General features: G+C 71.9%; 23 protein-coding genes and 1 riboswitch. Of the genes, 12 read left to right on the plus strand and 11 right to left on the minus strand.

What is annotated here, in order from left to right; genetic code table 11:
- The first annotated feature begins 256 nt into the window (after positions 1–256).
- Genes pstS through pstB form a run of 4 tightly spaced genes read left to right on the plus strand, consistent with a single transcriptional unit; the run spans position 257 to position 4,368 of the window.
- Complete coding sequence (pstS, locus tag O7616_RS02735) at positions 257–1,363, plus strand: phosphate ABC transporter substrate-binding protein PstS (RefSeq protein ID WP_282305464.1); 1,107 nt, start codon at positions 257–259, stop codon at positions 1,361–1,363.
- Positions 1,364–1,397: 34 nt separating this feature from the next.
- Positions 1,398–2,489, plus strand: coding sequence for a phosphate ABC transporter permease subunit PstC (gene pstC / locus O7616_RS02740; RefSeq protein WP_196919983.1), 1,092 nt, complete (start codon positions 1,398–1,400; stop codon positions 2,487–2,489).
- Positions 2,486–3,574, plus strand: a complete 1,089-nt coding sequence (gene pstA / locus O7616_RS02745; protein ID WP_282305465.1) for a phosphate ABC transporter permease PstA — start codon at positions 2,486–2,488, stop codon at positions 3,572–3,574. Before pstC ends, pstA begins: the two co-directional genes overlap by 4 nt.
- Positions 3,575–3,591: 17 nt before the next feature.
- Positions 3,592–4,368 carry a phosphate ABC transporter ATP-binding protein PstB gene (gene pstB, locus O7616_RS02750; protein ID WP_088987405.1) on the plus strand — a complete coding sequence of 259 codons (777 nt, stop codon included), beginning with the start codon at positions 3,592–3,594 and terminating at the stop codon, positions 4,366–4,368.
- A 116-nt stretch (positions 4,369–4,484) separates the two neighbouring features.
- On the opposite strand, the gene O7616_RS02755 is transcribed toward pstB, so the two are convergent.
- On the minus strand, positions 4,485–5,318 hold the full coding sequence (locus O7616_RS02755) for an NUDIX domain-containing protein (protein WP_282305466.1): 834 nt from the start codon (positions 5,316–5,318) through the stop codon (positions 4,485–4,487).
- Between the two features lie 259 nt (positions 5,319–5,577).
- Here O7616_RS02755 and O7616_RS02760 point away from each other — a divergent pair, with 259 nt between their 5' ends.
- Positions 5,578–6,546 (plus strand): Gfo/Idh/MocA family oxidoreductase, encoded by a 969-nt coding sequence (locus O7616_RS02760; protein ID WP_282305467.1) that lies wholly within the window; start codon positions 5,578–5,580, stop codon positions 6,544–6,546.
- Between the two features lie 51 nt (positions 6,547–6,597).
- Here O7616_RS02760 and O7616_RS02765 read toward each other — a convergent pair whose 3' ends face one another.
- The 3 genes from O7616_RS02765 to O7616_RS02775 form a co-directional block, all read right to left on the minus strand.
- Entirely contained in the window at positions 6,598–7,605 is a 1,008-nt protein-coding gene (locus tag O7616_RS02765) for an inorganic phosphate transporter (RefSeq protein WP_282264247.1), read from the minus strand.
- Positions 7,606–7,609: 4 nt separating this feature from the next.
- A complete protein-coding gene (locus tag O7616_RS02770) occupies positions 7,610–8,236 on the minus strand; it encodes a DUF47 family protein (RefSeq protein ID WP_074314917.1) in 627 nt (208 codons plus the stop codon).
- A gap of 128 nt (positions 8,237–8,364) precedes the next feature.
- Positions 8,365–9,306, minus strand: a complete 942-nt coding sequence (locus O7616_RS02775; protein WP_282305468.1) for a PPK2 family polyphosphate kinase — start codon at positions 9,304–9,306, stop codon at positions 8,365–8,367.
- 134 nt (positions 9,307–9,440) lie between these two features.
- Here O7616_RS02775 and sigJ point away from each other — a divergent pair, with 134 nt between their 5' ends.
- Positions 9,441–10,406, plus strand: coding sequence for an RNA polymerase sigma factor SigJ (gene sigJ, locus O7616_RS02780; protein ID WP_282305469.1), 966 nt, complete (start codon positions 9,441–9,443; stop codon positions 10,404–10,406).
- A gap of 22 nt (positions 10,407–10,428) precedes the next feature.
- On the opposite strand, the gene O7616_RS02785 is transcribed toward sigJ, so the two are convergent.
- Complete coding sequence (locus O7616_RS02785; protein ID WP_282264243.1) at positions 10,429–10,935, minus strand: DUF402 domain-containing protein; 507 nt, start codon at positions 10,933–10,935, stop codon at positions 10,429–10,431.
- Between the two features lie 103 nt (positions 10,936–11,038).
- On the opposite strand from O7616_RS02785, the gene O7616_RS02790 reads away from it, so the two are divergent.
- A complete protein-coding gene (locus O7616_RS02790; RefSeq protein WP_282305470.1) occupies positions 11,039–13,246 on the plus strand; it encodes an ATP-dependent DNA helicase in 2,208 nt (735 codons plus the stop codon).
- Here the strand turns inward: O7616_RS02790 and O7616_RS02795 are convergent.
- On the minus strand, positions 13,243–14,541 hold the full coding sequence (locus O7616_RS02795) for an AI-2E family transporter (RefSeq protein WP_282305471.1): 1,299 nt from the start codon (positions 14,539–14,541) through the stop codon (positions 13,243–13,245). The two genes, O7616_RS02790 and O7616_RS02795, sit on opposite strands and share 4 nt — an antisense overlap.
- Positions 14,542–14,701: 160 nt before the next feature.
- Between O7616_RS02795 and O7616_RS02800 the strand changes: the two genes are divergently transcribed.
- Both O7616_RS02800 and O7616_RS02805 read left to right on the plus strand, forming a co-directional pair.
- On the plus strand, positions 14,702–15,040 hold the full coding sequence (locus O7616_RS02800; protein ID WP_282305472.1) for a co-chaperone GroES: 339 nt from the start codon (positions 14,702–14,704) through the stop codon (positions 15,038–15,040).
- Between the two features lie 81 nt (positions 15,041–15,121).
- Positions 15,122–15,289 carry a hypothetical protein gene (locus O7616_RS02805; protein WP_167393609.1) on the plus strand — a complete coding sequence of 56 codons (168 nt, stop codon included), beginning with the start codon at positions 15,122–15,124 and terminating at the stop codon, positions 15,287–15,289.
- Between the two features lie 77 nt (positions 15,290–15,366).
- On the opposite strand, the gene O7616_RS02810 is transcribed toward O7616_RS02805, so the two are convergent.
- Entirely contained in the window at positions 15,367–16,848 is a 1,482-nt protein-coding gene (locus O7616_RS02810) for a PrsW family intramembrane metalloprotease (RefSeq protein ID WP_282305473.1), read from the minus strand.
- A gap of 23 nt (positions 16,849–16,871) precedes the next feature.
- Positions 16,872–16,992: riboswitch (SAM riboswitch) on the plus strand.
- Positions 16,993–17,137: 145 nt separating this feature from the next.
- Here O7616_RS02810 and O7616_RS02815 point away from each other — a divergent pair.
- Positions 17,138–18,313, plus strand: a complete 1,176-nt coding sequence (locus O7616_RS02815; RefSeq protein ID WP_282307509.1) for an aminotransferase class V-fold PLP-dependent enzyme — start codon at positions 17,138–17,140, stop codon at positions 18,311–18,313.
- A gap of 4 nt (positions 18,314–18,317) precedes the next feature.
- Here the strand turns inward: O7616_RS02815 and O7616_RS02820 are convergent, their stop codons facing one another.
- Positions 18,318–19,553 (minus strand): FUSC family protein, encoded by a 1,236-nt coding sequence (locus O7616_RS02820; protein ID WP_282305474.1) that lies wholly within the window; start codon positions 19,551–19,553, stop codon positions 18,318–18,320.
- A gap of 106 nt (positions 19,554–19,659) precedes the next feature.
- Here O7616_RS02820 and O7616_RS02825 point away from each other — a divergent pair, with 106 nt between their 5' ends.
- Positions 19,660–20,316 (plus strand): metal-dependent phosphohydrolase, encoded by a 657-nt coding sequence (locus O7616_RS02825; RefSeq protein ID WP_282305475.1) that lies wholly within the window; start codon positions 19,660–19,662, stop codon positions 20,314–20,316.
- Here O7616_RS02825 and O7616_RS02830 read toward each other — a convergent pair.
- Positions 20,288–20,572, minus strand: coding sequence for a DUF4031 domain-containing protein (locus tag O7616_RS02830; protein ID WP_282305476.1), 285 nt, complete (start codon positions 20,570–20,572; stop codon positions 20,288–20,290). The two genes, O7616_RS02825 and O7616_RS02830, sit on opposite strands and share 29 nt — an antisense overlap.
- A gap of 68 nt (positions 20,573–20,640) precedes the next feature.
- Here O7616_RS02830 and O7616_RS02835 point away from each other — a divergent pair, with 68 nt between their 5' ends.
- Complete coding sequence (locus O7616_RS02835; RefSeq protein ID WP_282305477.1) at positions 20,641–22,041, plus strand: FAD-linked oxidase C-terminal domain-containing protein; 1,401 nt, start codon at positions 20,641–20,643, stop codon at positions 22,039–22,041.
- 61 nt (positions 22,042–22,102) lie between these two features.
- Here O7616_RS02835 and O7616_RS02840 read toward each other — a convergent pair whose 3' ends face one another.
- A complete protein-coding gene (locus O7616_RS02840; protein ID WP_282264232.1) occupies positions 22,103–22,639 on the minus strand; it encodes a hypothetical protein in 537 nt (178 codons plus the stop codon).
- An 88-nt stretch (positions 22,640–22,727) separates the two neighbouring features.
- Positions 22,728–24,545, minus strand: a complete 1,818-nt coding sequence (locus O7616_RS02845) for a glycerol-3-phosphate dehydrogenase/oxidase (RefSeq protein WP_282307510.1) — start codon at positions 24,543–24,545, stop codon at positions 22,728–22,730.
- Positions 24,546–24,554 lie beyond the last annotated feature (9 nt).

Below are 24,554 nucleotides of genomic sequence, written 5' to 3' on the forward strand. Positions count from 1 at the left end.
TAACGGCCGGGCGTCGGCGGCATAACAGCGAACCGGAAATATACCCATACTTCCGACAGGTGTACCCCGGTTCACTTAACGGACAACTCACCCTCAGCGAGCGGTCACCTCGGGGGCCGCACGTGTTCACCTCGCGTTCACTTGCGACCGGCGAACCGGCTACCTGGCACTTCTAACTTTCGTGTCAGCCGGTCACTGCCGGTCCTCGGGCCCCGGGATCGGGGCGCCAAGTCAGACGCGAAGGGAAACCCCTCAGGTGAAGCTCCAGCGGTACGGCGCTATTGCCGGCCTCGCACTTGCCGCGACGCTCGGTCTCAGCGCATGCGGCTCGGACAACAACGGGCCCGCCTCCGGCGCGAGCGCTTCGGGCTCGGCCGCCGCGGTCGACTGCGCTACCGGCACGCTGAACGCCCAGGGCTCGTCGGCGCAGAAGAACGCCATGGCCGAATGGATCAAGGCGTACCAGCAGAAGTGCCAGGGCACCACGATCAACTACGAGCCCAGCGGCTCGGGCGCCGGCATCCAGGCGTTCATCGCCGGGACCGCCGACTTCGCCGGCTCCGACTCCGCGCTCAAGCCGGAGGAGCAGCCGCAGGCCGACGCCAAGTGCGCCGGCGGCAAGGCCATCCACCTCCCGATGGTGATCGGCCCGGTGGCCGTCGCCTACAACGTGAGCGGCGTGGACAACCTCCAGCTCAAGCCGGCCACCCTGGCGAAGATCTTCGCCGGCAAGGTCACCAAGTGGGACGACGCGGCGATCAAGGCCGACAACCCGGGTGCCACGCTCCCGGCGACCACCATCCAGACCGTCCACCGGTCGGACGAGTCGGGCACCACCGACAACTTCACCAACTTCCTCTCCAAGACCGCCGAGGCCGACTGGACCCTCGGCAAGGCCAAGGCGTGGAAGGCCCCGGGCGGCACCGGCGCCAAGGGCTCGGACGGCGTGGCCAGCCGGGTCAAGGGTGCCGACGGTTCCATCGGCTACATGGAGTGGTCGTTCGCCGAGAACGCCGGCCTGAAGATGTCCAAGATCGGTAACGGTGCGGGCGAGTACGCCGCGCTGACCGCCGAGGCTGCCGGCAAGACCATCGCCGGTGCCAAGGTCGAGGGCCAGGGCGACGACCTGAAGCTGTCGATCGACTACAACACCAAGGAGGCCGGGGCCTACCCGATCGTCCTGGCGACGTACGAGATCGTCTGCAGCAAGGGCCTCGCCGCCGACAAGCTGCCGCTGGTCAAGGGCCTGCTGGGCTACGCCGCCAGCACCGAGGGCCAGGCTGCCATGACCGAGCTGGGCTACGCCCCGCTGCCGGAGAGCGTCCGCACCAAGGTCGAGGCCGCAGTCAAGAACATCTCCTGACCGACACCACTCCGCAATCGAATCGAGCGAGCAGATGGGTGACACCCCCCACCGCTCGGCCGACGCCGGCACCGGCGGGACGCGCGTGACCCAGAGTCACGAGTGGCCCGCCGGTGCCTCGGCGCGTGTGGCCGAGGCACCAGTCAGCACCCGTTCCCCGGGCGGCACCGGGCTGGGCGGCGGCGGCGCGCTGCCGCGCAGCCGTAGGTTCGGCGCCGAGCGGGCCTTCCGCGGTCTCACCCTGGCCGCCGGCACCGCCGTTCTGGTCATCATCGCCGCCATCGCGATCTTCCTGGTCGTCAAGGCGGTGCCGGCCCTACGCGCCAACACCGAGAACTTCTGGTCCTACGAGGGCTGGTCGCCCAACGAGACGGAGCCGAAGTTCGGCATCGGTGCGCTCGCTTTCGGCACCGTGCTCAGCTCGGCGCTGGCACTGCTCATGGCGGTGCCGGTGGCGCTGGGCATCGCCCTCTACCTCTCGCACTACGCACCCCGCCGGCTGGGCACCGCGCTCGGCTTCCTGGTCGACCTGCTCGCCGCCGTGCCGAGCGTGGTCTTCGGCCTCTGGGGACGGGACGTCTTCAGCAGCCCCGTCCGGGACTTCTCCGTGTGGCTGAACCAGCACTTCGGCTGGATCCCGCTCTTCGGCGGCGACGGCCCCTTCGGGGCGTCCGTCATGCTGGGTGCCCTGGTGCTCGCGATCATGGTGTTGCCGATCATCACCTCGCTCTCCCGCGAGGTGTTCCTTCAGACGCCGACCGCGAACGAGGAGGCCGCCCTCGCCCTGGGCGCCACCCGCTGGGAGATGCTCCGCACCGCGGTGCTTCCCTACGGCCGCCCCGGCATCATCGCCGCGATGATGCTCGGCCTGGGCCGGGCGCTCGGCGAGACCATCGCCCTGGCGCTGACCCTCGGCATCACCTTCGGCATCTCGTTCAACCTGATCCAGAACGGCGGCAACACCATCGCCGCCAACATCGCCAACGCGTTCGGCGAGGCGAACGAGACCGGCCGGGGCGCTCTGATCGCCTCCGGCCTGGTGCTGTTCGCCATCACGCTGATCGTCAACATCACGGCGCGGGCGATCATCTACCGCCGCCGGGAGTTCACGGAGTCGGCCGCATGACCACAACCGTCACCTCCCACCGCACCCGGCCGCCGGCCCAGCCCGACTCGCTGCGGGCCAAGCGGCTACCCGCGTACGCCGCACCGGCCATCGCCGTGGCGGCCCTGGCGCTCTCCGCCGTGATCGTCTACGGCGCCGGCATCGGCGGCCCGGTCCTCGTTGTCGTCCTCGGCGCCATCCTCTACCTGGTCGGGCTCTTCGCCGCCGCCAACGCGGTCGAGGGGCGCCGGTCGGCCCGTAACCGCACCTGGAGCGCGCTGATCCACTCCGCGTTCGTGGTGGCGGTGCTGCCGCTCGTGTCAGTGGTCTGGACGCTGGTCAGCAAGGGCGCCGACCGGCTGGACGTCAACTTCTTCCAGACCTCGATGAACAACATCGGGGCCCGCGACGCCAACGGTGGCGCGTACCACGCGATCGTCGGCACGCTGGAGCAGGTCGGCATCGCCACCCTGATCACCGTGCCGCTCGGCGTCCTGTGCGCGATCTACATCGTCGAGTACGGCCGGGGTAAGTTCGCCTTCGCGATCCGGTTCTTCGTGGACGTGATGACGGGCATCCCGTCGATCGTCTCCGGCCTGTTCGTGCTGGCGTTCTGGGTGCTGGTCGTGTCGCCGTGGTTCAACGACGGTCGACCGAGCTTCTCCGGCTTCGCCGCTGCGCTCGCGCTCAGCGTGCTCATGCTGCCGACCATCGTCCGCTCGACCGAGGAGATGCTCCGCCTCGTTCCGGCGCCACTGCGCGAGGGCGCCTACGCGCTCGGCGTACCCAAGTGGAAGACCATCCTGCGGGTGGTGGTGCCGACGGCACTGCCCGGCATCATCACCGGCGTCATGCTGGCCATCGCCCGCGCGGCCGGTGAGACCGCGCCGGTCCTGCTGGTCGCCGGCGGCGGCGCCGCGATCAACACCAACCCGTTCGAGAACAACCAGTCGTCGCTGTCCCTCTTCGTCTACCAGCAGGCCGGTGACGCGTCGAAGTACGCACCGGCACGGGCGTGGACCGCGGCACTCACCCTGGTCGCCCTCGTGCTCATCCTGACGATCGCGGCGAAGCTGCTGGCCCGTCGCAACAGGCTCAGCCGATGAACCCCGGAGGTACCACAATGGCCAAGCGCGTCTCCGCCTCGAACGTCACCGCGTACTACGGCGGCTTCAAGGCGATCGAGAACATCAACCTGACTGTCGAGCCGAAGACGGTCACCGCCCTCATCGGGCCGTCCGGTTGCGGTAAGTCGACGTTCCTGCGGTCCATCAACCGGATGCACGAGGTGCTGCCGGGGGCCCGCGTCGAGGGCAGCCTGACCATCGACGACCAGGACATCTACCACCGGGACGTCGACGTCACGGCGGTCCGCCGCACGATCGGCATGGTCTTCCAGCGGCCGAACCCGTTCCCCACCATGAGCATCTTCGAGAACGTGGTGGCCGGGCTGAAGCTCAACGGCGTCCGCAAGAAGTCGATCCTGGACGAGGCCGCCGAGAAGGCGCTGCGCTCGGCGAACCTGTGGGACGAGGTCAAGGACCGGCTGGGCAAGCCCGGCGCGGGCCTCTCCGGCGGTCAGCAGCAGCGGCTCTGCATCGCCCGGACCATCGCGGTCGAGCCGCAGGTCGTGCTGATGGACGAGCCGTGCTCGGCGCTGGACCCGATCTCCACGCTGGCGATCGAGGACCTGATGTTCCAGCTCAAGGACAAGTTCACGATCATCATCGTGACGCACAACATGCAGCAGGCCGCGCGGGTCTCGGACCGGACCGCCTTCTTCTCCATCGAGAAGACCGGCGACCCGGGCCGCCTGATCGAGTACGACAACACCCAGAAGATCTTCAGCAACCCGAGCGTGAAGAAGACCGAGGACTACATCACCGGCCGCTTCGGCTGAGCCGACCGCGACGGCACTCGTCTCGTCGATCATGGAGTTGTGGTGCCCGACAAGGGGGCGTGAGGGCGCTTTCGTCCCCACCACAACTCCATGATTGACCGGGCTGGGGCGGCCGCTCAGGTGAGGACGAAGCGGGGTTCCCCGTTCGGGGGGAGGTCCAGGCGGGGGGTGACCGGGGTGGCCGCGTCCCGGTCGGCGGCGGCCTGCGCCACCCCGGCCAGGTCACCGGCCGCCGCCACCTGGGCCAGCGTGACCACTGTCGGTGGCAGCATGGTCAGCTCGCCCGCCTCGGCGCGGGCCAGCGCGTCCGCCGGCCGGATCCACAGCGTGTGGTCGGCCTCGCCGGAGACGTCGCGGGTTCGTTGCCCCGCCGGCAGCAGGGCGACGAAGAAGTACGTGTCGAAGCGGCGCGGTTCGAATTCCGGGGTGATCCACCGGCTCCACGGCAGCAGCAGGTCCGAGCGGAGCGTGAGCTGACGGTCGGCGAGCAGCGCCGCGAAGCCCAACCGGCGACCCTCCAGGTCCTGCCGGGCCGCCTCCCAGTCGTCGCCACTGACGTCGCCCACCACCGTCGCCCGGTCCGGGCCGGCGAGCAGCACACCGGCCTCCTCGAAGACCTCCCGCGCGGCGGCGCAGACGACTGCCTGGGCGGCCTCCGGGGTCACCCCGAGCCGCCCGGCCCACTCACTCGGCGCCGGCCCCGCCCAGTCCAGGTGCGCCTCCGAGTCGGAGCGGTCGACACCGCCGCCGGGGAAGGCGTACATCCCGCCGAAGGTCATGGCGGCGACCCGGCGGATGACGTACACCTCGAAGTCGGCCCCGGTCGGGCGGAGCAGCAGGACGGTGGCCGCGACCCGGGGCACCGCCGGGGTGCCGCCCTCGGCCCGGAACCGGCGGGCGTGCTCGACCAGGGCGGCCGGGGCGGCGAAGCCGTCACTGTCGATCGTCATGCCGCGAGCCTAGTTCCCCCCGTCGGGCGCCCCGGCCCGGCCGATGCGCCGTCCAGCAGCCGCACCGGTCCAGACGTCCTTTGCTCTGCATCTGCGGGTGCACCACCTCCGGCCGTGACGTGGTGCGTCGGCATAAGCAGAGCAAAGGACACGAGTGAGGTGGGCGGGGGCGGAGCGGCGAGGAGACCGGGCCTCACCGGGATGTCCGACAGCTGAGCCGACCGCGAACCGTTCACCCAGCTCGGTTAGCGTTTCCGGCATGACTCGTTGGGGCATCCTGGCCACCGGCCACATCGCCAGCCGTTTCGCCGAAGACCTCCGGCTGGTGCCGGACGCCGAGCTGGTGGCGGTCGGTTCCCGTTCCGCGGAGAGCGCGCGGCGTTTCGCCGACACGTACGGCGCGAAGCGCGCGCACGGTTCCTGGGTGGAGCTGGCCGCCGACCCGGAGGTCGACGCGATCTACGTGGCGACGCCGCACTCCGCGCACTACGAGGCGGCGATGACCTGTCTGACCGCCGGGCGGGCGGTGCTGTTGGAGAAGCCGTTCACCCTCGACCTGGCCACCAGTACCGAGTTGGTGGAGACCGCCCGCGCCGCCGGGGTCTTCCTGATGGAAGCCATGTGGATGAGGACGAACCCGCTGATCCTGCGGGCGGTCCAGCTGATCGCGGACGGGGCGATCGGCACGGTGAGCGGCGTCCGCGCCGACTTCGGGGTGGCCGGGCCGTTCCCGCCGGACCACCGGATGCGCAACGCGGCGCTGGGCGGCGGAGCCCTGCTCGACCTGGGCATCTACCCGATCAGTCTGGCCCACCTGCTGCTCGGGGTGCCGCAGCACATCCGGTCCTGGGCGCAGATCGGCCCGGAGGGTACGGACGAGAACACCGGCATCCTGTTCGGCTACGACAACGGCGCGCTGGCGACGCTGAGCTGCGGCATGGTCGGGCTGAGCGGACAGACCGCCTCGATCACCGGCACCATCGGGCGGATCGACCTGCCGGAGCCGTTCTTCCGGCCGGGCTCGCTCATCGTGCACCGGGCCGGTGCCGAGCCGGAGACGATCACCGCGGACACGGCGGGCAACGGCTACCAGTACGAGGCGATGGAGGTGCAGCGCTGCCTGGCCGCCGGGCTGACCGAGAGCCCGCTGGTGCCGCACGCCACCACCCTCGAGGTGATGGCGCTGCTCGACGCGGTGCGCGAGCAGATCGGCGTGCGCTACGAGTGACGTGAGAGGCCCCCGGTCGAAACCGGGGGCCTCTCCTTTTGGCGTGAGCGGTCAGCCGAAGAGTGGCCGCACCAGCAGGTAGGTGACGCAGGCGATCAGTGCGGCGGCCGGGAACGTGATGATCCAGGCGATCACGATGTTGCCGGCGACGTTCCAACGGACGGCGGAGAGCCGCTTGGTCGCCCCCACACCCATGATCGCCGAGGTGATCGTGTGGGTGGTGGAGATCGGGGCCTTGAGCACCAGGGCGTTGAAGTAGAGCACCGCGCTGGCGACCGTCTCGGCCGCGAAACCCTCCGGCGGCCCCAGGTCGATGATCTTCCGGCCCAGCGTGCGGATGATCCGCCAACCACCGGCGTACGTGCCGAGGGCCAGCATGGTCGCCGACGTCCAGAAGACCCAGCCCGGGATGTGCGTTTTGCTCTCCTGGAAGCCACCGGTGTAGAGCGCCAGCACCACGATGCCCATGGTCTTGGCGGCGTCCTGCATGCCGTGGCCGACGGACATGGCGGCCGCCGAGGCGGTCTGCGCCCACCGGAAGCCCCGGTTGAGCTTGCCCGGCTGCCCCTTCCGGAACAGCCAGAGGATGGCCAGCATCAGCAGGTAGCCGAGGGTGAGACCGACGATCGGCGAGAGCACCATCGGCAGGATGACCTTCTCGCCGATGTTGACCCACTGCACGATGCCGCCGGCGGACAGCAGCGTCGCGCCGACCAGGCCGCCGAAGAGCGCGTGCGAGGAGGAGGACGGGAGACCGAAGTACCAGGTGATCAGGTTCCAGGCGATGGCGCCGAGCACACCGGCGAAGACCACCCCCAGGCTGCTCACGCCGGTGGGCAGGGTGACCAGTCCGTCGCCGACGGTCTTGGCCACCCCCGCGCCGAAGTGCGCACCGATGAAGTTGCCCACCGCGGCGAGCAGCAGGGCGATCCGGGGGGTCAGCGCCCGGGTGGAGACGCTTGTCGCGATCGCGTTGGCAGCGTCGTGGAAGCCGTTGGTGTAGTCGAACGCCAGGGCTACCGCGATCACCGCCAGGACGGCGATGAGTTCGGGAGACACCGGCTCAGGACTCCTTGACCGCGATGGTCTCGACGGTGTTGGCCACGTGCTCGAAGGCGTCGCAGGCGGCCTCCAGCTCGTCGGCGACCTCCTTCATCTTCAGCACGGTCAACGCGTCGTACTCGCCGGAGAAGAGGCGGACGAGCAACTGCCTGTTGATCCGGTCGCCCTCGTTCTCCAGGCGGTTGCACTCGATCCAGTAGTCCTCGAGATCCTTCATCGACTTCAGCCGGGGCATCGCCTCGGCGGTCAACTTGGCCTGCTGGTCGAGGACGTTGACCATCTCGTGCAACTCCCGGGGAAGTGCCGGCAGCTCGGTGAGCCCGTACAGGTAGAGCAGGTCGCCCACGGCTTCCAGGTGGTCCATCACGTCGTCCAGCAGCGAGCCGAGCCGGTAGATGTCCTCCCGGTCGAACGGCGTGATGAACGTCGAGTTGATCTTCTTGTACAGCTCGTGGGTGATCTGGTCGCTGTCGTGCTCGACCTCGGTCAGCCGCTCGCTGACCGATTGCACGTCCACTCCGGGCAGGGCCAGCTCGTTGAGCAGCTCAGTGCCCCGGACCAGGTTCTGCGCGGCCCTGGTGAAGAGCTCGTAGAAGGCGCCCTCGGTGGGGCGGAAGGAAAACTTCACAGCACAGACCTCGTCGCGTCGGTGGAAGGGTGGCGCCGCCCGAAGGGCGACCGCTCGGTGAATGCTAGGAAACGCCCGGACCGCGAATTCGTCGGCCCACCCCTGGCCAGGCCGCATTCACCGCTCGTTTACCTGATGTTCATCTCGGCTGCCCCACGCGTACCCGCTCCCCCAGCACGCAGCCGTTCCCGCTCCTCGTCCACGTCGAAATCGGCAGCCGGATACCCCAGGTCGAGAGTGTCGAACGTCTCACGCAGCAGGTGGGCCACCGCCCAGTCCCGATACCACTTGCGGTCCGCCGGCACCACGAACCAGGGCGCGGCGTCCGTGCCGCACCGGCTCAGGGCCTCGGCGTACGCGGCCTGGTAGTCGTCCCAGTGCCCTCGCGAGTCGATGTCGGACGGGTTGTACTTCCAGTGCTTGCGGGGATCGGTGAGGCGTTCCAGCAGGCGCTCGCCCTGTTCCTCGTACGAGATGTGCAACATGACCTTCACCAGGGTCATTCCAGAGTCGGTCAGCTCCCGCTCGAACGAGTTGATGGCGTCGTAGCGGGCCCGCCAGGTCGTCTCCGGCACCAGCGAGCCGACCCGGGCGATCAACACGTCCTCGTAGTGCGAACGGTTGAACATCCCCACGTATCCCGGCGGCGGCAGTTCCCGACGAATCCGCCAGAGGAAGTCGTGCCGCAGTTCCTCCGGGGTCGGCGGCCCGAACGACCGGATGTGCAGGCCCAGCGGGTTCATCGCACCGGCCACCCGCTTGATCGTGCCGTCCTTGCCACCGCAGTCCATCGCCTGGAGCACCAACAGCACCCGGTGTGCGGGCCGGTCCGACCCGGTCTTGGCCATCGCGAAGAGCATCTCCTGCTGCTGGGCCAACTCGCCGCCGACCAGCTCCACCTGCTCTCGCGCCCAGGTCTTGCGATGCTCGCCGCGCCCCACCGTCTCCGGCAGGCCGGGGGTGGAGCGGGGGTCGATCGTGGCGAGATCCACAGGTGCGCCGACCCGCAGCAACTCCCGCACGGAGCCGCCGGCCGGTGCCACGATCTGCCCTTGCTGGGGTGCGCTCATCCACGGATCATCGCCCACCCGGGTGCCATCCGCTTATCAAGGGGACCGCCGTCCGGGTAGGTACGGGGCTGCCGGGGCGTGCGGTTGCCGCGAGGATGTAGCCAGGACGTGCCGACCGGGGAGGATGGTGGGTCGTGCGGGACCTGGCGACGGAGTTCGAGGCCGAGCGGGGCCGGCTGCTCGCGGTGGCCCACCGGATGCTGGGCAGCCGCGCCGAGGCGGAGGACGCGGTGCAGGAGACCTGGCTGCGCTGCGCCGGGGCACTGGCCGACCCGACGACGCGCGCCGAGATCCGTGAGCTGTCCGCGTGGCTGACCACCACCTGCGCCCGCATCTGCCTGGACGTGCTCCGCTCGGCCCGGGTCCGCCGGGAGGCGTACCCGGGTCAGTGGCTTCCGGAGCCGGTGGTGAGCCCGTTGGCCGGCGGCCCGGCCTCGGACGGGTACGCGCCCGATCCGGCGGACCGGGCGGTCCGCACCGATCAGGTCGGCGCGGCGTTACTGGTGGTGCTGGAGCGGCTCGCACCTGAGCAGCGGGTCGCCCTCGTGCTGCACGACGTGTTCGCGGTGCCGTTCGCCCGGGTCGCCGACGTGCTCGGCACCACCGAGGTGGCGGCCCGACAGCTCGCCTCCCGGGCACGCCGGGCGGTCGCCGCGCCGGACGTTCCCCGGCACACCGCCGACCTGGCCGAGCAGCGTCGGGTGCTCGAAGCGTTCGTCGCCGCCACCGAGTCCGGCGAGTTGGACCAACTGCTCCGGGTGCTCGCGCCGGACGTGGTGTTCGTCGGCGACTCCGGCGGGCACTTCCCGGCGGCCCGGCGACCGGTGCTCGGCGCGGACGCCGTGGGCCGCCTCACGCTCGGTCTGTTCGGCCGGACCGGCCGGTACGCCCACCGGGTGCGGTCCCGGCCGGTGCTCGTCGACGGTGTGCTCGGCCTACAGATGGAGACGACGCACAGCGACGGCCGGCCCATCCGCCTGGTGACCGCGTTCGCGGTGCACGCGGGGCGGATCACCGCCATCTACAACCAGCTCAATCCGGAGAAGCTCGCCGCCCTCGTGCCGTTGGGCGACGACGACACCTGGCCGCCGCGCTGGTGAGCCGACCCCACCGTGGGCGGTGTCAGACCACGAGGGCCAACCACTTTCGGTACGCGCCGGCGAACGGCTCGGTGCCGTCGCCGAGGGCGCCGAACAGCCGCTGGGCCGCTGCTTCGGCCTCGGCCACCACGTCGTCCGGGTAGCCGAACCGAGCCCGGTGCTCGGCGAACTCGTCCTCGTCGAGCAGCTCCACCAGCCCGGTGGCGCGACGCCGCACCACGTCCAGGTCGAGGTCGATGAGGTGCACCGTGTCGTCGGACTCCCAGCGGGCCGGGGTGGTGATGTCGCAGTAGACCTCGCTGGTGCGCGGCGGCGGGTTGAACATCGCCGTCCACCAGGCGCGATGCGGCACCAGCAACACGAACGGGATCTTCTCGACCGACGGCCGGCCGTGGTAGACCGACTCGGTGCCCTCCGGCACGCCGAGCCAGATGCCGAGGTCGTCCTCTGTGAGCCGACGGGCCGGGTAGTCGCGGTGGGCGCTGCCGTCGTACTTGCGGTAGATCACTCGGACCATGTCGCTCGGCATGATTCGCACCCTAACCGATACCGCCCACGCGTCGTAGCGCGGCGGTAACCGGGCGACGCGTCCCCACATCGACAGGTCCGGTCGGCATCGCGCCACGCGGCGGATGGGCGCGGTCGGTGTCGGCGGCGACGGGTACCGTCGCACGGTGACTCCGCCCCGCACCGCCACCGGTTCCGCCACCCCGTCGGCCCGTTCCAAGGGGCGGCGGCGGGGTGCCCGGCCCAGCGGCACCGAGCTGCTGGCGGCGGCGGTCGGCGCGGTGCCCGGCGGCGCGGAACGCCCCGGCCAGCTGCAGATGACCACGGCCATCGAGGAGTGCGTCGCCGACGGCGAGCACCTTCTCGTGCAGGCGGGCACCGGCACCGGCAAGTCGCTCGCGTACCTCGCGCCGGCGCTCACCGTGGACGGCCCGGTGGTGGTCTCCACCGCCACCCTGGCGTTGCAGTCCCAGCTCGTCGACCACGACCTGCCCCGGCTGGCCGACGCGGTCGAGCCGGTGCTCGGGCGTCGACCCACCTTCGCGGTGCTCAAGGGCCGCCACCACTACCTCTGCCTCGCCCGGCTGGACAACTCCACCGAGGAGGAGCCGGAGGACACCCTCTTCGACGCCCCCGCGGGTCGCCCCGGCGGCGGGACGAAGTGGCTCGGTGAGGCGGGCCGGCTGGGCAAGCAGATCGAGCGGCTACGCGACTGGGCCGAGAAGACCGCCACCGGCGACCGCGACGAACTGGACCCGGGCGTCGACGACCAGGCCTGGCGGCTGGTGTCGATGCCCGCCCGGGAGTGCGTCGGCGCGAGCCGCTGCCCGTTCGGGCAGGAGTGCTTCGCCGAGGCGTCCCGGGCCCGGGCCCGAGAGGCCGATATCGTGGTGACCAACCACAGCCTGCTCGCTGTCGACATGCTCGCCGACCGGCACATCGTTCCGCCACACAAGCTGCTCATCGTCGACGAGGCGCACGAGCTGGCCGACCGGGTCTCCTCCGCGGCCCAGGCGGAGCTGGTGCCGGAGCTGATCGACCGGACCACCCGCCGGGCCCGCACACTGCTGCGGCCGGAGACCGCCGAGGCGCTCACCGCGGCCGGTGACGCCCTCGCGGTGGGGCTGGCCGAGGCGCCGGCCGGGCGCATCACCGCCGGGCTGCCGACGCCGCTGCGGGAGGCGTGCACGCTGCTCGACGCGGCGACCCGATCCGCCCTGGACGCCATCGGCGACATCAAGGCCGACGATCCCGACCCGGTCCGCAAGCAGCAGGCCAAGGCCACTCTGGACGAACTCTCCAGCACCGCGCAGCGGCTGCTGGAGGAGGCCGACCACGACGTGGCCTGGGTCGAGAAGAACGACAGCGGCAGCCGTCGGGCCCTGGTGGTCGCACCGCTCTCGGTCGCCGGCACCCTCGCCACCCACCTGTACGACGAGCGCACAGTCGTCGCCACCTCGGCGACCCTGGCGTTGGGCGGCCGGTTCGACACGGTGGCCCGCGCCCTCGGGCTGGACGCTCCCCCACCGGCACCGCCGTCCCCCGCGTCGGCCGCGCTGGCCGCCCGTACCGGCCCGGGCCGTCCGGCCGCCGAGACGCCGGGCCGTCGACTGGCCGGAGACGCACCTGCCGGTGCCGTCGTACCGGCGACCGAGGGCCCCGGGTGGCGGTCACTCGACGTCGGTTCACCGTTCGACTACGCGCGGCAGGGCATCCTGTACGTGGCCGCGCACCTGCCCCGCCCCAGCGTCTCCGGGCTGCCCGAGGCCGCCGGAGAGGAACTGCTCGGGCTGGTCGGTGCGCTCGGTGGTCGTACCCTCGGGCTCTTCTCCTCTCGGCGGGCCGCGCAGCAGGCCGCGGAGCTGTTGCGCGCGCGGACCGACCTGCCCGTGCTGTTGCAGGGTGAGGAGGCCCTGCCGTTGCTGGTCCGCCGGTTCCGCGAGGAGCGCGCCAGTTGCCTGTTCGGGGTGATGTCGCTGTGGCAGGGGGTGGATGTGCCGGGCGACTCGTGTCAGCTCGTCGTCATCGACCGGCTGCCGTTCCCGCGCCCGGACGAGCCGCTGGCGGCGGCCCGCGCCGCTGCCGTCGACGCCGGTGGCGGCTCCGGCTTCGCCGCGGTCAGCGTGCCGATCGCCGCGGTGCGGCTGGCGCAGGGTGTGGGCCGGCTGATCCGCGCGACCGGCGACAAGGGCGTGGTCGCGGTGCTCGACTCGCGGCTGGAGACGGCCCGCGGTTACGGGCCGTTCCTGCGGCGGTCGCTGCCCCCGTTCTGGTACACGACGCGCCCCGAGGTGGCTCGCGGTGCCCTGGAACGCCTCGCCGGTGCGCGTTAGGGAGCCTGGGCGGCGACGACCACGGCGTCGGGTGGCGTGTCCGGAACCCGTCGGGCGGCGAGCCGACGGACTGCGGTGTTCAGCACCGCGATGAGCGGCACGGAGACCAGCGCGCCGGTGATGCCGGCGAGTACGACACCGGCGGCGATACCGATGATCACCGCGAGCGGGTGGAGGGCGACCGCCCGTCCCATGATCAGCGGCTGGAGCACGTGCCCCTCGATCTGCTGCACACCGATCACCGCGCCCAGGATGATCAACGCGGTGACCGGGCCGCTGTCGACCAGCGCGACGAGCACCGCGACGCCGCCGGACAGCGCCGCACCGACGATCGGGATGAACGCGCCGAGGAAGACCAGCGCGGCCAGCGGGAAGGCGAACGGGATGTCGAAGATGACCAGGAAGATGCCGATGCCCACCGCGTCGATGAAGGCGACCAGCACGGTGGCGCGGACGTAGGCGACAAGGGTCTGCCAGGAGGCTCGGCCCGCGTCGTCGACCTTCCACCGGGCGGCCACCGGCAGCAGGCGGACCAGGAAGCGCCAGATGCGGTTGCCGTCGCGCAGGAAGAAGAACGTCGCGAAGAGCACGAGCAGCGTGCCGGTCAGCACCTCCGCGAGCGTCGCGGCGGTGCTCAGCGCGCCGCTGGTGAACTTCGAGGTGTTGTTGTTGATCCAGCGCTGCGCCTCGTCGATGTAGCGGTCGAGTTGGGTGTCGGAAAGGTGCAGCGGGCCCGTCTTCAGCCAGTTCTGGATCTGCCGGACGCCCTCCGAGGACTTCTCGCTCAGCTCCGGCACGCCCCGGATGAACTCGTTGACCACGAGCGTCAGCGTGCCGATCACGCCGACCAGGCCGCCGACCAGCACCACCGCCGTCGCCAGCGACCGGGGGAACCGGGCCTGCAGCAGCCAGCCCACCGCCGGCGCGAGCAGCGCGGAGAGCAGCAGCGCGATGGCCAACGGGATGATCACGATCTTGATGGTGCCGACGATCCGGAGCAGGGCCCAGGCCACCACACCGATCACGATCAGCCGCCAGCACCACGCGGCGGCGATCCGCAATCCGTGCGGGACGTCGGCGTCGTCCCGGCTGGAGGTCGAACTGTGCAGGTCCACCGGGGGTTCGGCGCCGTAGACCGAGGCGCTCGGCGGTGCGGTCGGGCCCGGCACGGCCGGCGACGCCACCCGGGCCCCCTCCGACACGTCACTCAGCGTGCCCTCGTCGGCCTGTGCCGACTCCTGTCGCGACTGGTAGGCGCGGCGAAGCCGCCCGCGTACCCGCTCGAAGCGGCTCAAGCGCACCTCCTGGCAGAAAAAGCTGGTCCGCCCACGACGACAGGTCGGCCAGCATACGTTCCCTGCCGACACCGTAGGGCAGTTCCGCCACACATTGCCCCGGCCACCACCGGCGTAACCACCGGCAGCCCGCCGTCGGCCACACGGTAGCGTCTGCGGCGTGACCGCCGACAACGATCTCGACGCCGGCCTGCCGATCCGCCTGCTGCACGACCGCGTGCTGGTCCGGATGGAGGGCAGCGAGGGCGAACGTCGCTCCACCGCCGGCATCGTCATTCCGGCGACCGCCGCCGTCGGCAAGCGCCTCGCCTGGGCCACCGCGGTGGGCGTGGGCCCGAACGTCCGCGCCATCGTCTCCGGTGACCGGGTGCTCTTCGACCCGGACGACCGCTCCGAGGTCGAGCTGCACGGTCGCGGGTACGTGTTGCTGCGCGAGCGCGACGTGCACGCCGTGGCCGCCGAGCGGGTCGAGAACGACTCCACCGGCCTCTACCTCTGACGCACCCTCCCCCTGCCGTGCACCGTTTGCCCCGCCGCACGACGGGAAGCCATCCGGCGACCGTGGCCCTGGGGAGGGACGATGCCGGTATTCGTGAAGAAGCTGTTGACCTGGGGCTTCGTCGCGTTCCTGATCTACTTCGTGGCCTTCCGGCCGGACGGCGCCGCCCAGATGTTCCGGGCGATCGGGGCCGCGTTGATCGCGATGTTCCAGGGCTTCGGCGACTTCCTCACCTCGCTGATGACCTGAGCCCCGCTGATGTGCAGAGCCCCGCTGATGTGCGGAGCCCCGCGATGACCTGAACCGCCGGACGAGGCCGGCGGCCGTCAGTGGTGAGCGGGGGGCCAGGGCGCGGGCGGCCGCAGGCCGGGCCAGCCGGGCGGGGCGTAACCGACAGGTGGCGGGGCGGGCGTCAGCACCACCGGAATCGGCACCACCGGCTCGTCCGGCGCACTCACCGGGCGCTGCGTGCCGTCCGGGAAGCGCAGGTGGTAGCGGCTACCGTCCCAGAGCCCGGCCGGGGCCTGCGGGTCCCGACCGACGAACACCGACCGGTAGGCGCTGATCGCGTCCAACAGCTCCCGCTCCTCCCGCGCCGTCCGTTCCTGGTCGGCGGCTTTCCGGTCCAGGCCGCGCAGCGTGCCGTCGCGCAGCAGGGCCAGGCGGGTGGCGGCGGACTGGTAGCCGCGCATCGCCCGCACCCCGGCGTCGCCGGCCACCCGGCGCGCCCAACTGCGGGCCGCGTGCCGCCGGCCGAGGCTGCTCAACGCGGCCACCTCGGGCGGGCTCAGCCAACCGGCGCGTACGTAGTCCGGCAGGACGCGCTCGGTGAGCCGTCCCTCCCAGGCGCGCAACCAGATCGCCAGCCCCACCGTGCCGAAGAAGACAGGCACCATCAGGCCCAGGAAGCCGTACAGCATGATCACCGCCTCGCCGGTGGCCTGGGTCAGCGTGGGCAGCAGGTTCCACGTGCCGTGCAACATCATCGCCAACAGCAGGCCGGCGATCGGGGCGAGCACCCGCACCCGCCGGTCCGCCGTCCGCGCCGCGATACCCAGGCCGAAACCGGTCATCGAGGTGAAGAGCGGATGGGCGAACCCGAACAGCAGGATCCGCAGGATGAAGATCGCGATGACCTGCTGGATGCCGGTCGCCGGGCCGTACCTGTCGACACCTGACGCGTAGCCCAGCCCGCCCAGGTAGAGGATGTTCTCCACCATCGCGAAGCCGACCGCGGACAGCCCGCAGTAGACCAGGCCGTCGGTGATCCCGGACCACTCGCGGCGGCGGAACACCAGCAGCAGGATCGGGCCGAGAGCCTTCGTCGACTCCTCGATGAACGGCGCCACCAACACGCCGGTGAGCGCGGACGGCAGCCCCCAGTCGGCGAAGCGGCCTGCCGCGAAGTCGTTCACGGTGAGCGAGGCGGCGGTGGAGACGAACGCGCCCCAGGCGAAGCAGAAGATCAGATACTTCAGCGGCTCGGGCTCGTACCGGTCCAGCCAGAGGAAGCAGGCGACCAGCACCGGCACCGGCAGGATGGCGGCGGCCACACCGATCAGCAGGGCCTGCAGGCCGAGCGACTGGCCCAGCGTGAAGACCATGAACACCGCGCAGGCGGCGATGAGCAGCACCACCCCGGCCAGCGCCAGGAACCGCCGCCAGCCCAGTCGGCGGCGCGGCATCCGGGGCGCCTCGCCGACGGACGGGGCGCTGGGTGCGGGCGGCGGCGACGGCAGCTGCGAACCGGGCGGGGTGTCGGCCATGCGGTCAGCGTAGCCATCCGCCGCCGACTGGTCCGGTCGCATCGGTTGCCGCTATGCTGCCGGCAGGTCACGAGTGCCAGCGCGAAGCCCCGGCTTGCTGGCCGGCAACCCTCGTCGAGTTCGCGGTGGGGTGCCCCGGGTGATGACCGGGCCCAGCCCGATCGGTGTGCTGGGCAAGCGCGGACCCCGTCCCGACAGTGCACCCGGGGTCCCTGACCCCGGAGGTCCCGGCGTGTCCGTCACTCTTCTCCCCTCACCCTCCACCCATCTCGACGCCGCGCCCGAGCCGGCCTCGTCGGGGCCGCTCGACGTCCTCGGCGTACCGGGTGAGATCAACCTGGATTACGCCGCCAGCGCGCCGTGTGCGCGGGCCGCCGCCGACGCGGTGGCCGAGCTGCTGCCGTGGTACGCGAGCGTGCACCGTGGGGCGGGAGCGTTGTCCCGACGCTGCACCCTCGCCTACGAGCAGGCCCGGCAGACGGTGGGTGACTTCTTCGGTGCCCGCGCCGACGATCACGTGATCTTCACCCGCAACACGACCGACGCGCTCAACCTGCTGGCGAAGGCCCTTCCGGCCGGCACGACCGTGGTCACCTTCGCGGGTGAGCACCACGCCAACCTGCTGCCCTGGCCGCGCGGCTCGGTGCGGCTGCCGGTGCCCACCGACCCGGACGCGGCGGTACGCGACCTCGCCGCCGCCCTCACCGAACTGCGCCGGGGCAGCAACCCGGCGCTGCCGGTGCTGGTCGCCGTGACCGGTGCCAGCAACGTCACCGGGGAACTGTGGCCGGTCACCGAGCTGGCCCGGGTGGCGCACCGGCACGGCGCCCGGATCGTGCTGGACGCCGCGCAGCTCGCTCCGCACGCCCCGGTCGACCTGCTCGCGCTCGACGTCGACTACCTGGCCGTGTCCGGCCACAAGCTGTACGCGCCGTTCGGTGCGGGCGTGCTGATCGGCCGGACGGACTGGCTGGACGCCGCTCCGCCCTACCTGGCCGGTGGCGGCGCCACCAGCCGGGTCGGACCGGCGACCCACGACGTGACCTGGGCTACCGGGCCGGCGCGGCACGAGGGCGGCACACCGAACCTGCTCGGCGCGGTCGCGCTGGCGGCCGTGTGCGCGGCGCTCGACGACGCCGACCGGGCCGCGCTGGCCGCTCACGAGCAGGCGCTGCTGACCCGACTGCGGACCGGCATCGCCGCTCTGCCGCACGTCGTGGAGCTGCGCACCTTCGGCCCGGACGCGCCCCGCGTCGGGATCGTCTCGTTCGTCGTCGTCGGCTGGGACTCCAGCGACGTGGCCGCGCGGCTGGCGGCCGAGCACCACATCGGCGTACGCGACGGGCTGTTCTGTGCCCACCCGCTGGCTCGACGTCTGCTCAGCGAGGCGGCGGCGCGTACCGGTCGACCGGACCTGCCGCCCACCGCGCTGCGCGCCAGCGTCGGCCTGGGCAGCACGGCTGCGCAGGTGGACCGGCTGCTGACCGCGCTCGCCGAACTGGGCTGAGGGCTCAGCCGACGGGTGGGGCGGTGGGCGGTTTCGGCGTCTCGTCGGGCTTGGCCGGCTCGGCGACCGGCCGCTCCTGCTCCCCGAAGGCGGTGCGGATCCAGCGGTTCGCCTCCTCCTGCTCGATCCCGGAGGCCACCAGCAGGTCGCTCGCGGTGGTACGGATCTGGGCGACCACCACGCTGCCGGAGAAGCCGACCCCGGCGCCGTACGCCCGACCGGCCTCGCTGACCGCCCGCAGGGACCGCTCCCGGGCCTTCTCCGGCTCCTCCCCGGCAGCGAACTCGTGTTTGAGCAGCCGGACCGACTCGGCGAGGTGAGCGATCGCGTCCGGCATCGAGTCGGGTACCGGTTCCTCGTCCTCGACGAGGGTGACCGACCGGCGGATCAGGGTGCCGCTGTTCCGCATCGCCCGGTCGATCGGGTCGGCCGCCTCCGCGTAGTGGGTCAGTTCGTCGCGGCGGTGCCAGCGGGCCGGGGAGAGGATGGCGGTCTCCTTCGCCCCCTCGATCGCCTCGCCCAACGTGGCCAGCTCCTCCTTGTTGTCGCGCAGCCGATCCAGTGCCCGCTGGATCTCGGCGCGGTCCCGGCCGCGTAACCCGTCCGCGGTGACGTCGAGCTGGGTGGCGAGCAGGTCGAGCGCCGGCCGGGCGGCCCGGTTGATCACCCGTAGTGGGTTCAGCGGTAGCAGCAACGCCGTGACCACGAGGGCCACCCCGCCACCGAGAAAGGCGTCGACGAACCGGGGGATCTCCAGGTTCTGGGTGGAAGGGCTCAGCGTCACGATCAGCACCGCCGTGGCCGCCGCCTGGATGACGATGGCCACGCTCGCCCCGGCGAAGATGGTGAGCAGGATCGCCACCGTGACCACCAGGCCGAGCTGCCAGGCCCCGGTGCCGAGCAGGTAGATCAAGAGGTCGCCGACGGCCACCCCTACCCCCACCCCGACGATCAACTCGATGGTCCGGCGGAACCGCTGGCCCACCGACGCGGCCAGGGTGCCGACCGCGGAGATCGGTGCGAAGACCGGTTGCGGGTTGCCGAGCACCTTGTGCGAGATCAGGTACGCGATTCCGGCAGCCAGCCCGGCCTGCAGGGCCAGCCCGCCCGCCATCCGCACCCGGTGCAGACGGTCGTGCAGGGTGGCCCGGCTCCGATGGCGCAGTTGCTCGGTCGCCTCGGCGATCCGGGCACCGTCGATGTCCACCAACCCGTCACGCAACGCGGTACGTCGCACCATCGGCTGTCGCTTGTCCCGGGCCACGGCCATGGGCGCGACTACCCGTGGTGGGCGCGCTGAATCCTCAGTTCCCACGCGTCACGGGCGGATACGGCAGACTCGGGCGGTGGTTGATCTACTCGAGCGATGGCGAGCAGCGGTACGAGGCGCCGGCGCGAGTCCGGACGCGTCGTCCGCCCGGGCCGGGGAGCAGTTGCTCGGTCGATGGCGCGAGCCGCACCGGCACTATCACACGGTGGCCCACCTGACGGCGGTGCTCGACGTGGTGGACGAGTACGCCGACCTCGCCGACCGGGTCGACCTGGTGCGGTTGGCGGCCTGGTTCCACGACGCCGTCTACGACCCACGGGCCGCCGGGTACGCCAACGAACGCGACAGCGCCGCGTTGGCCGACGAGGTGCTCGCCGGACTCGGGGTGCCGGCGTCCGCGGTCGCCGAGGTGCGTCGGCTGGTGCTGCTCACCGCCGGGCACACCGTGGCACCCGGCGACGGGGACGGCGCGCTGCTCTGCGACGCGGACCTCGCCGTGCTGGCCGCGCCGCCGGCCACCTACGAGCGGTACGCGTCGGCGATCCGCCGGGAGTACGCCCACGTGCCGGATCCGGCCTTCCGGGCCGGGCGAACGGCGGTGTTGACGAGTCTGCTGGCCCTGCCCGCACTGTTCCGGCTGCCGTCGCTGGCCGCCCGCTGGGAGGAGCCCGCCCGGGACAATGTGCGCCGCGAGCTGGCCGCGCTCAGCGAGGAGCCGGAGGGCCTGGGCTGACCAGGTGCTTCGGGCGACGCAGCCCGGCGGTGCGGAGCAACCGGACCAGTTCGCGGCTCGGCACCACCTGCGCGCCGAGCCACACCGCCGCCGCGAACCGGTCGGCCGGGATGTCGTAGTGGTCCCTGTCGAAACCGCGCCGGGGCGCGCCGAGCGTCTCGGCGAAGGCGTGCAGCTCGGCGTACGAGACGTCACTGATCAGGTGCGACCACAGCCGACCGCGCCACGGCCAGGCAGGCCGGTCCAGGTAGAGCATGGTGCCCAAGCTATCCCGCGCAGTCGATCATGTTGATGATCGCCGGCCGGCGACCTAGCCTCGGCTGCATGGCCCCCACCGATCTCCTCGACGACCTGCGCGACGCGCTCGGCGACGACGCCGTGCTCACCGACCCGGACCTGCTGCGGATGCACCAGCGGGACGAGGCCGACCTGTGCGCCGCCGGCACCCCGCTCGTGGTGACCCGCCCGCGCAGCACCGAACAGGTGGTCGCCGTGGTGCGGGCGGCGGCGCGACACGGCGTACCGGTGGTGCCGCAGGGCGCGCGGACCGGGTTGGCCGGCGCGGCGAACGCGGTGGACGGGGCGGTGGTGATCAGCACCGTCGCGATGGACGAGATCCGGGAGATCGACCCGGTGAGCCGGATCGCCGTGGTCCAACCCGGTGTGGTCAACGCGGCGCTGGCCGGGGCGGTCGCCAAGCAGGGGCTCTGGTACCCGCCGGACCCCGGGTCCTGGGAGTCGTCGACGATCGGCGGCAACGTGGCCACCAACGCCGGTGGCATGTGCTGTGTGAAGTACGGCGTGACCACCGAGTACGTCCTCGGCCTGGAGGTGGTGCTCGCCTCCGGTGAGGTGCTGCGCACCGGCCGGCGTACGGCCAAGGGGGTTGCCGGCTACGACCTGACCCGCCTCTTCGTCGGCTCGGAGGGCACCCTCGGCGTGATCACCGAGGTGACCGTGGCGCTGCGGCCCGCACCGGCCGACTCGCTGACCCTGGTGGCGGTCTTCCCGTCCACCGCCGCGGCGGGGACCGCGGTGGCCGAGATCGCGGCTCGTGGGCTCACCCCCAGCCTGTTGGAGCTGCTCGACCAGACCCACCTGCGGGCGATCGAGGCGTACCAGCCGATGGGGCTGCGCACCGACGCTCAGGCGCTGCTGCTGGCCGCTGCGGACACCGGCACCCGGGCGGCCGACGACCTGGCCGGTCTGGCCGCTGTGTGCGAGGCGGCCGGCGCCGACGAGGTCTACGCGGCCACCGACGCGGTGGAGGCGGCGGCGCTTCTCCAGGCCCGGCGGCTGGCGCACCCGGCGATGGAGAAGTTCGCCGCCGACGCGTACCCGGGCGGCAACGGCGGTCTGGTGATCGACGACGTGGCGGTGCCGCGTGGCTCGCTCGCGGCGCTGCTGGACGGAGTGGCCCGGATCGCTGCGGAGTGCGAGGTGCCGATCGGTGTGGTGGGGCACGCCGGGGACGGCAACATGCACCCGAACATCGTGGTCGACCGGGCCGACCCGGCGAGCGTGGAGCGCGGTCGGCGGGCGTTCGACGAGATCATGCGGCTCGGCCTCGACCTGGGTGGCACGTGCACCGGCGAGCACGGCGTGGGGCTGCTCAAGAGGGACTGGCTGGCCCGGGAGATCGGGCCGGTCGGCGTCCGCGTGCACCAGGCGATCAAGTCGGCGCTCGACCCGGCCGGTCTGCTCAACCCGGGCAAGGTGCTCTGACCTTCGCGGTCAGCCGTTGACCTCGGCCGACTCGGTCAGCCCTTGACCTCGGCCGGCTCGGTCAGCCCTTGACCTCGGCCGGGGTCGCCTGGGTGAGCAGCAGCAGGATCTCACCGGCGACCGGCGTGCGTTCCTCACCCGGGCAGTCCTGCGAGGTGATCAGCCCGGTCGAGGTGATGAGACTGGACGTCAGCGCGTCGATGCAGGTGGTCCGGTAGCGCCGGGCCTGGTCGGTCTCGTCGGCCAGCGACGGGTTGGCGAGCAGCACCTGGAGCCGTTCGGTCAACTCCGGAGCCAGGGTGCCCCGGGAGGTCACGCCGTCGCCGGCGCAGTCGAGGCACTGCCAGGCACCGTTGCGCTCGACGCTGAGGGTGCGCAGTGGGCCGTCCTCGCCGAGCCGTTGCACCAGGCTGACCTGACCGGCGGCGACGGTGGTGGGGATCTCCAACTGCGACCCGCCTCCCGCCGCGGCTCCGGTGGGTTGCGCGACGGTTTCACCCGGCTCGTCGCCGTCGAACAGCGAGCACCCGGTCAGGGCACCGGCGAGCGCGACGGCGAGGAGGGGTGTGAGCAGACGAGGGCGCGCGCGGGGTAGCACGCGCGGAAACCTACCCCACCGTAGGTAGCGTTCGAAACCACCATCCGGGTCGGTATCGATGGTTACCCATTGGTAACGTCGCAATTCGTCATCGAGCGGACGTGCGTAGCTCCGCCTGATCGTCGTCGCCACCACGATCGGCCGCGTAACCCCGAACGTCCGGGGCACCGAGCCGAGCCGCGTCCGCCGCCGCGTCGTCCGGCATCAACTGGGACTGCCGCTCCGCCTCCACCCGAGCGCGGTAGTGCTCCACCTCGCGGGCCCGGGTCGCCGCGTCCCAACCGAGCACCGCGCCCATCAGTTCGGCGGCGTGATCCGCCGACTCCAACCCCCGATGACTGGTCTCGAACGAGATCCGCGTCCGGCGGGTCAGCACGTCCTCCAGGTGCAGCGCACCCTCGGCCCGCGCCGCGTACGCGACCTCGGCCGCCAGATACTCCGGAGCCCCGGCCAGCGGAGACGCGAGCAGCGGATCGGCGTCGACGAGCGCCAGCAGGTCCAGGGTCAGGCTGCCGTACCGCTCCAGCAGGTGCTCCACCACGCCCACCGGGACGCCGTGCCGGCGAGCCAGGTCGGCACGGTCCCGCCACATCGCCGGGTACCCGTCGGCGCCGAGCAGCGGCAGGTCGGCGGTACGCGACGGGCGGGTCCCACCGAGCCGACGGGCCGCACGGTCGACCACGTCGGAGGCCATCACCCGGTACGTCGTGTACTTGCCCCCGGCCACCAGCAGCAACCCGAGCATGGGCTCGAAGACCGCGTGCTCGCGGGACAGCTTCGAGGTCGAGTCGGCCTCCCCGGCCAGCAGTGGCCGCAGCCCCGCGTAGACGCCCTCGATGTCGGCGGTCGTCAACGGCCGGTCCAGCACCGTGTTGACCTGCTCGAGGAGGTAGTCGATGTCGCTCGCGGAGGCGGCCGGGTGGGACCGGTCCAGCCGCCAGTCGGTGTCCGTGGTGCCGATGATCCAGTGCCCGCCCCACGGGATGACGAACAACACCGACTTCGCCGTACGCAGGATGAGCCCCGTCTCACCGGTGATCGCCGAGCGGGGCACCACCAGGTGCACCCCCTTGGAGGCGCGCACCCGGATGCCGGGCCGCAGCCCCACGTCGTTGAGCATCCGGGACATGTCGTCGCTCCACACCCCCGTCGCGGCGATGACGGTGCGGGCGTGCACCTCGAACTCCGCGTTCGGTGAGCCGGCCGGCGCCTCCAGGTCGCGTACGCGGACACCGGTGACCTCACGTGCCTGCCGGATCAGCCCGACGGCACGGGCGCTGCTCACCACCGTCGCGCCGAGGCTGGCTGCGGTGCGGGCCAGGGTGACCACCAGGCGGGCGTCGTCGACCTGCCCGTCGTAGTAGCGAATCGCACCGGCCAGCGCGTCGGCCCGCAGACTCGGGAAGATCCGCCGGGCGCTCTCCCGGGTCAGGTGCCGATGCAGTGGCATCCCCCGACCGCCGCCGAAGAGCCCGGCGAACGCGTCGTACGCGGCCACACCCGCGCCGTAGTACGAGCGGCGGAGAACCCGAGCCGGCAGGTCGCGCAGGCCCCGCCCGGCCGGCAGCGGCACCAGGAACGGCACCGGGCGCACCAGGTGCGGCGCGAGCCGGGTGGCGAGCAGCCCGCGCTCGGTGAGCGCCTCGTGCACCAGGTGGAACTCCAACTGCTCCAGGTAGCGCAGGCCACCGTGGATGAGTTTGCTGGACCGGCTGGAGGTGCCGGCGGCGAGGTCGCGCGCCTCGACGAGGGCCACCTTGAGGCCCCGGGACGCCGCGTCCAGGGCGGCTCCGGCACCGGTCACCCCGCCCCCGATGACCAGCACGTCGAAGCGCTCGGCGCGCAGTCGGCGCAGGTCGGACGCACGGCGGACCGGCGAGAGCTGGCCGGCGACGGAGCGGGAGATGTTGGGGTC

This window comes from Micromonospora sp. WMMD964, assembly GCF_029581455.1.
GTDB lineage: Bacteria > Actinomycetota > Actinomycetes > Mycobacteriales > Micromonosporaceae > Micromonospora.

Bases quoted from the DNA above. Each gene is read 5' to 3' on its own strand.
- O7616_RS02760 (WP_282305467.1), top strand. From the start codon at position 5,578: ATGACTCGTTGGGGCATCCTGGCCACCGGCCACATCGCCAGCCGTTTC.
- pstB (WP_088987405.1), top strand. From the start codon at position 3,592: ATGGCCAAGCGCGTCTCCGCCTCGAACGTCACCGCGTACTACGGCGGC.
- O7616_RS02785 (WP_282264243.1), bottom strand. From the start codon at position 10,935: ATGCCGAGCGACATGGTCCGAGTGATCTACCGCAAGTACGACGGCAGC.
- O7616_RS02830 (WP_282305476.1), bottom strand. From the start codon at position 20,572: ATGCTCTACCTGGACCGGCCTGCCTGGCCGTGGCGCGGTCGGCTGTGG.
- O7616_RS02820 (WP_282305474.1), bottom strand. From the start codon at position 19,553: ATGGTGCGACGTACCGCGTTGCGTGACGGGTTGGTGGACATCGACGGT.
- pstC (WP_196919983.1), top strand. From the start codon at position 1,398: ATGGGTGACACCCCCCACCGCTCGGCCGACGCCGGCACCGGCGGGACG.
- O7616_RS02755 (WP_282305466.1), bottom strand. From the start codon at position 5,318: ATGACGATCGACAGTGACGGCTTCGCCGCCCCGGCCGCCCTGGTCGAG.
- O7616_RS02775 (WP_282305468.1), bottom strand. From the start codon at position 9,306: ATGAGCGCACCCCAGCAAGGGCAGATCGTGGCACCGGCCGGCGGCTCC.
- O7616_RS02835 (WP_282305477.1), top strand. From the start codon at position 20,641: ATGGCCCCCACCGATCTCCTCGACGACCTGCGCGACGCGCTCGGCGAC.
- pstA (WP_282305465.1), top strand. From the start codon at position 2,486: ATGACCACAACCGTCACCTCCCACCGCACCCGGCCGCCGGCCCAGCCC.
- O7616_RS02805 (WP_167393609.1), top strand. From the start codon at position 15,122: ATGCCGGTATTCGTGAAGAAGCTGTTGACCTGGGGCTTCGTCGCGTTC.
- O7616_RS02790 (WP_282305470.1), top strand. From the start codon at position 11,039: ATGGGCGCGGTCGGTGTCGGCGGCGACGGGTACCGTCGCACGGTGACT.
- O7616_RS02810 (WP_282305473.1), bottom strand. From the start codon at position 16,848: ATGCGACCGGACCAGTCGGCGGCGGATGGCTACGCTGACCGCATGGCC.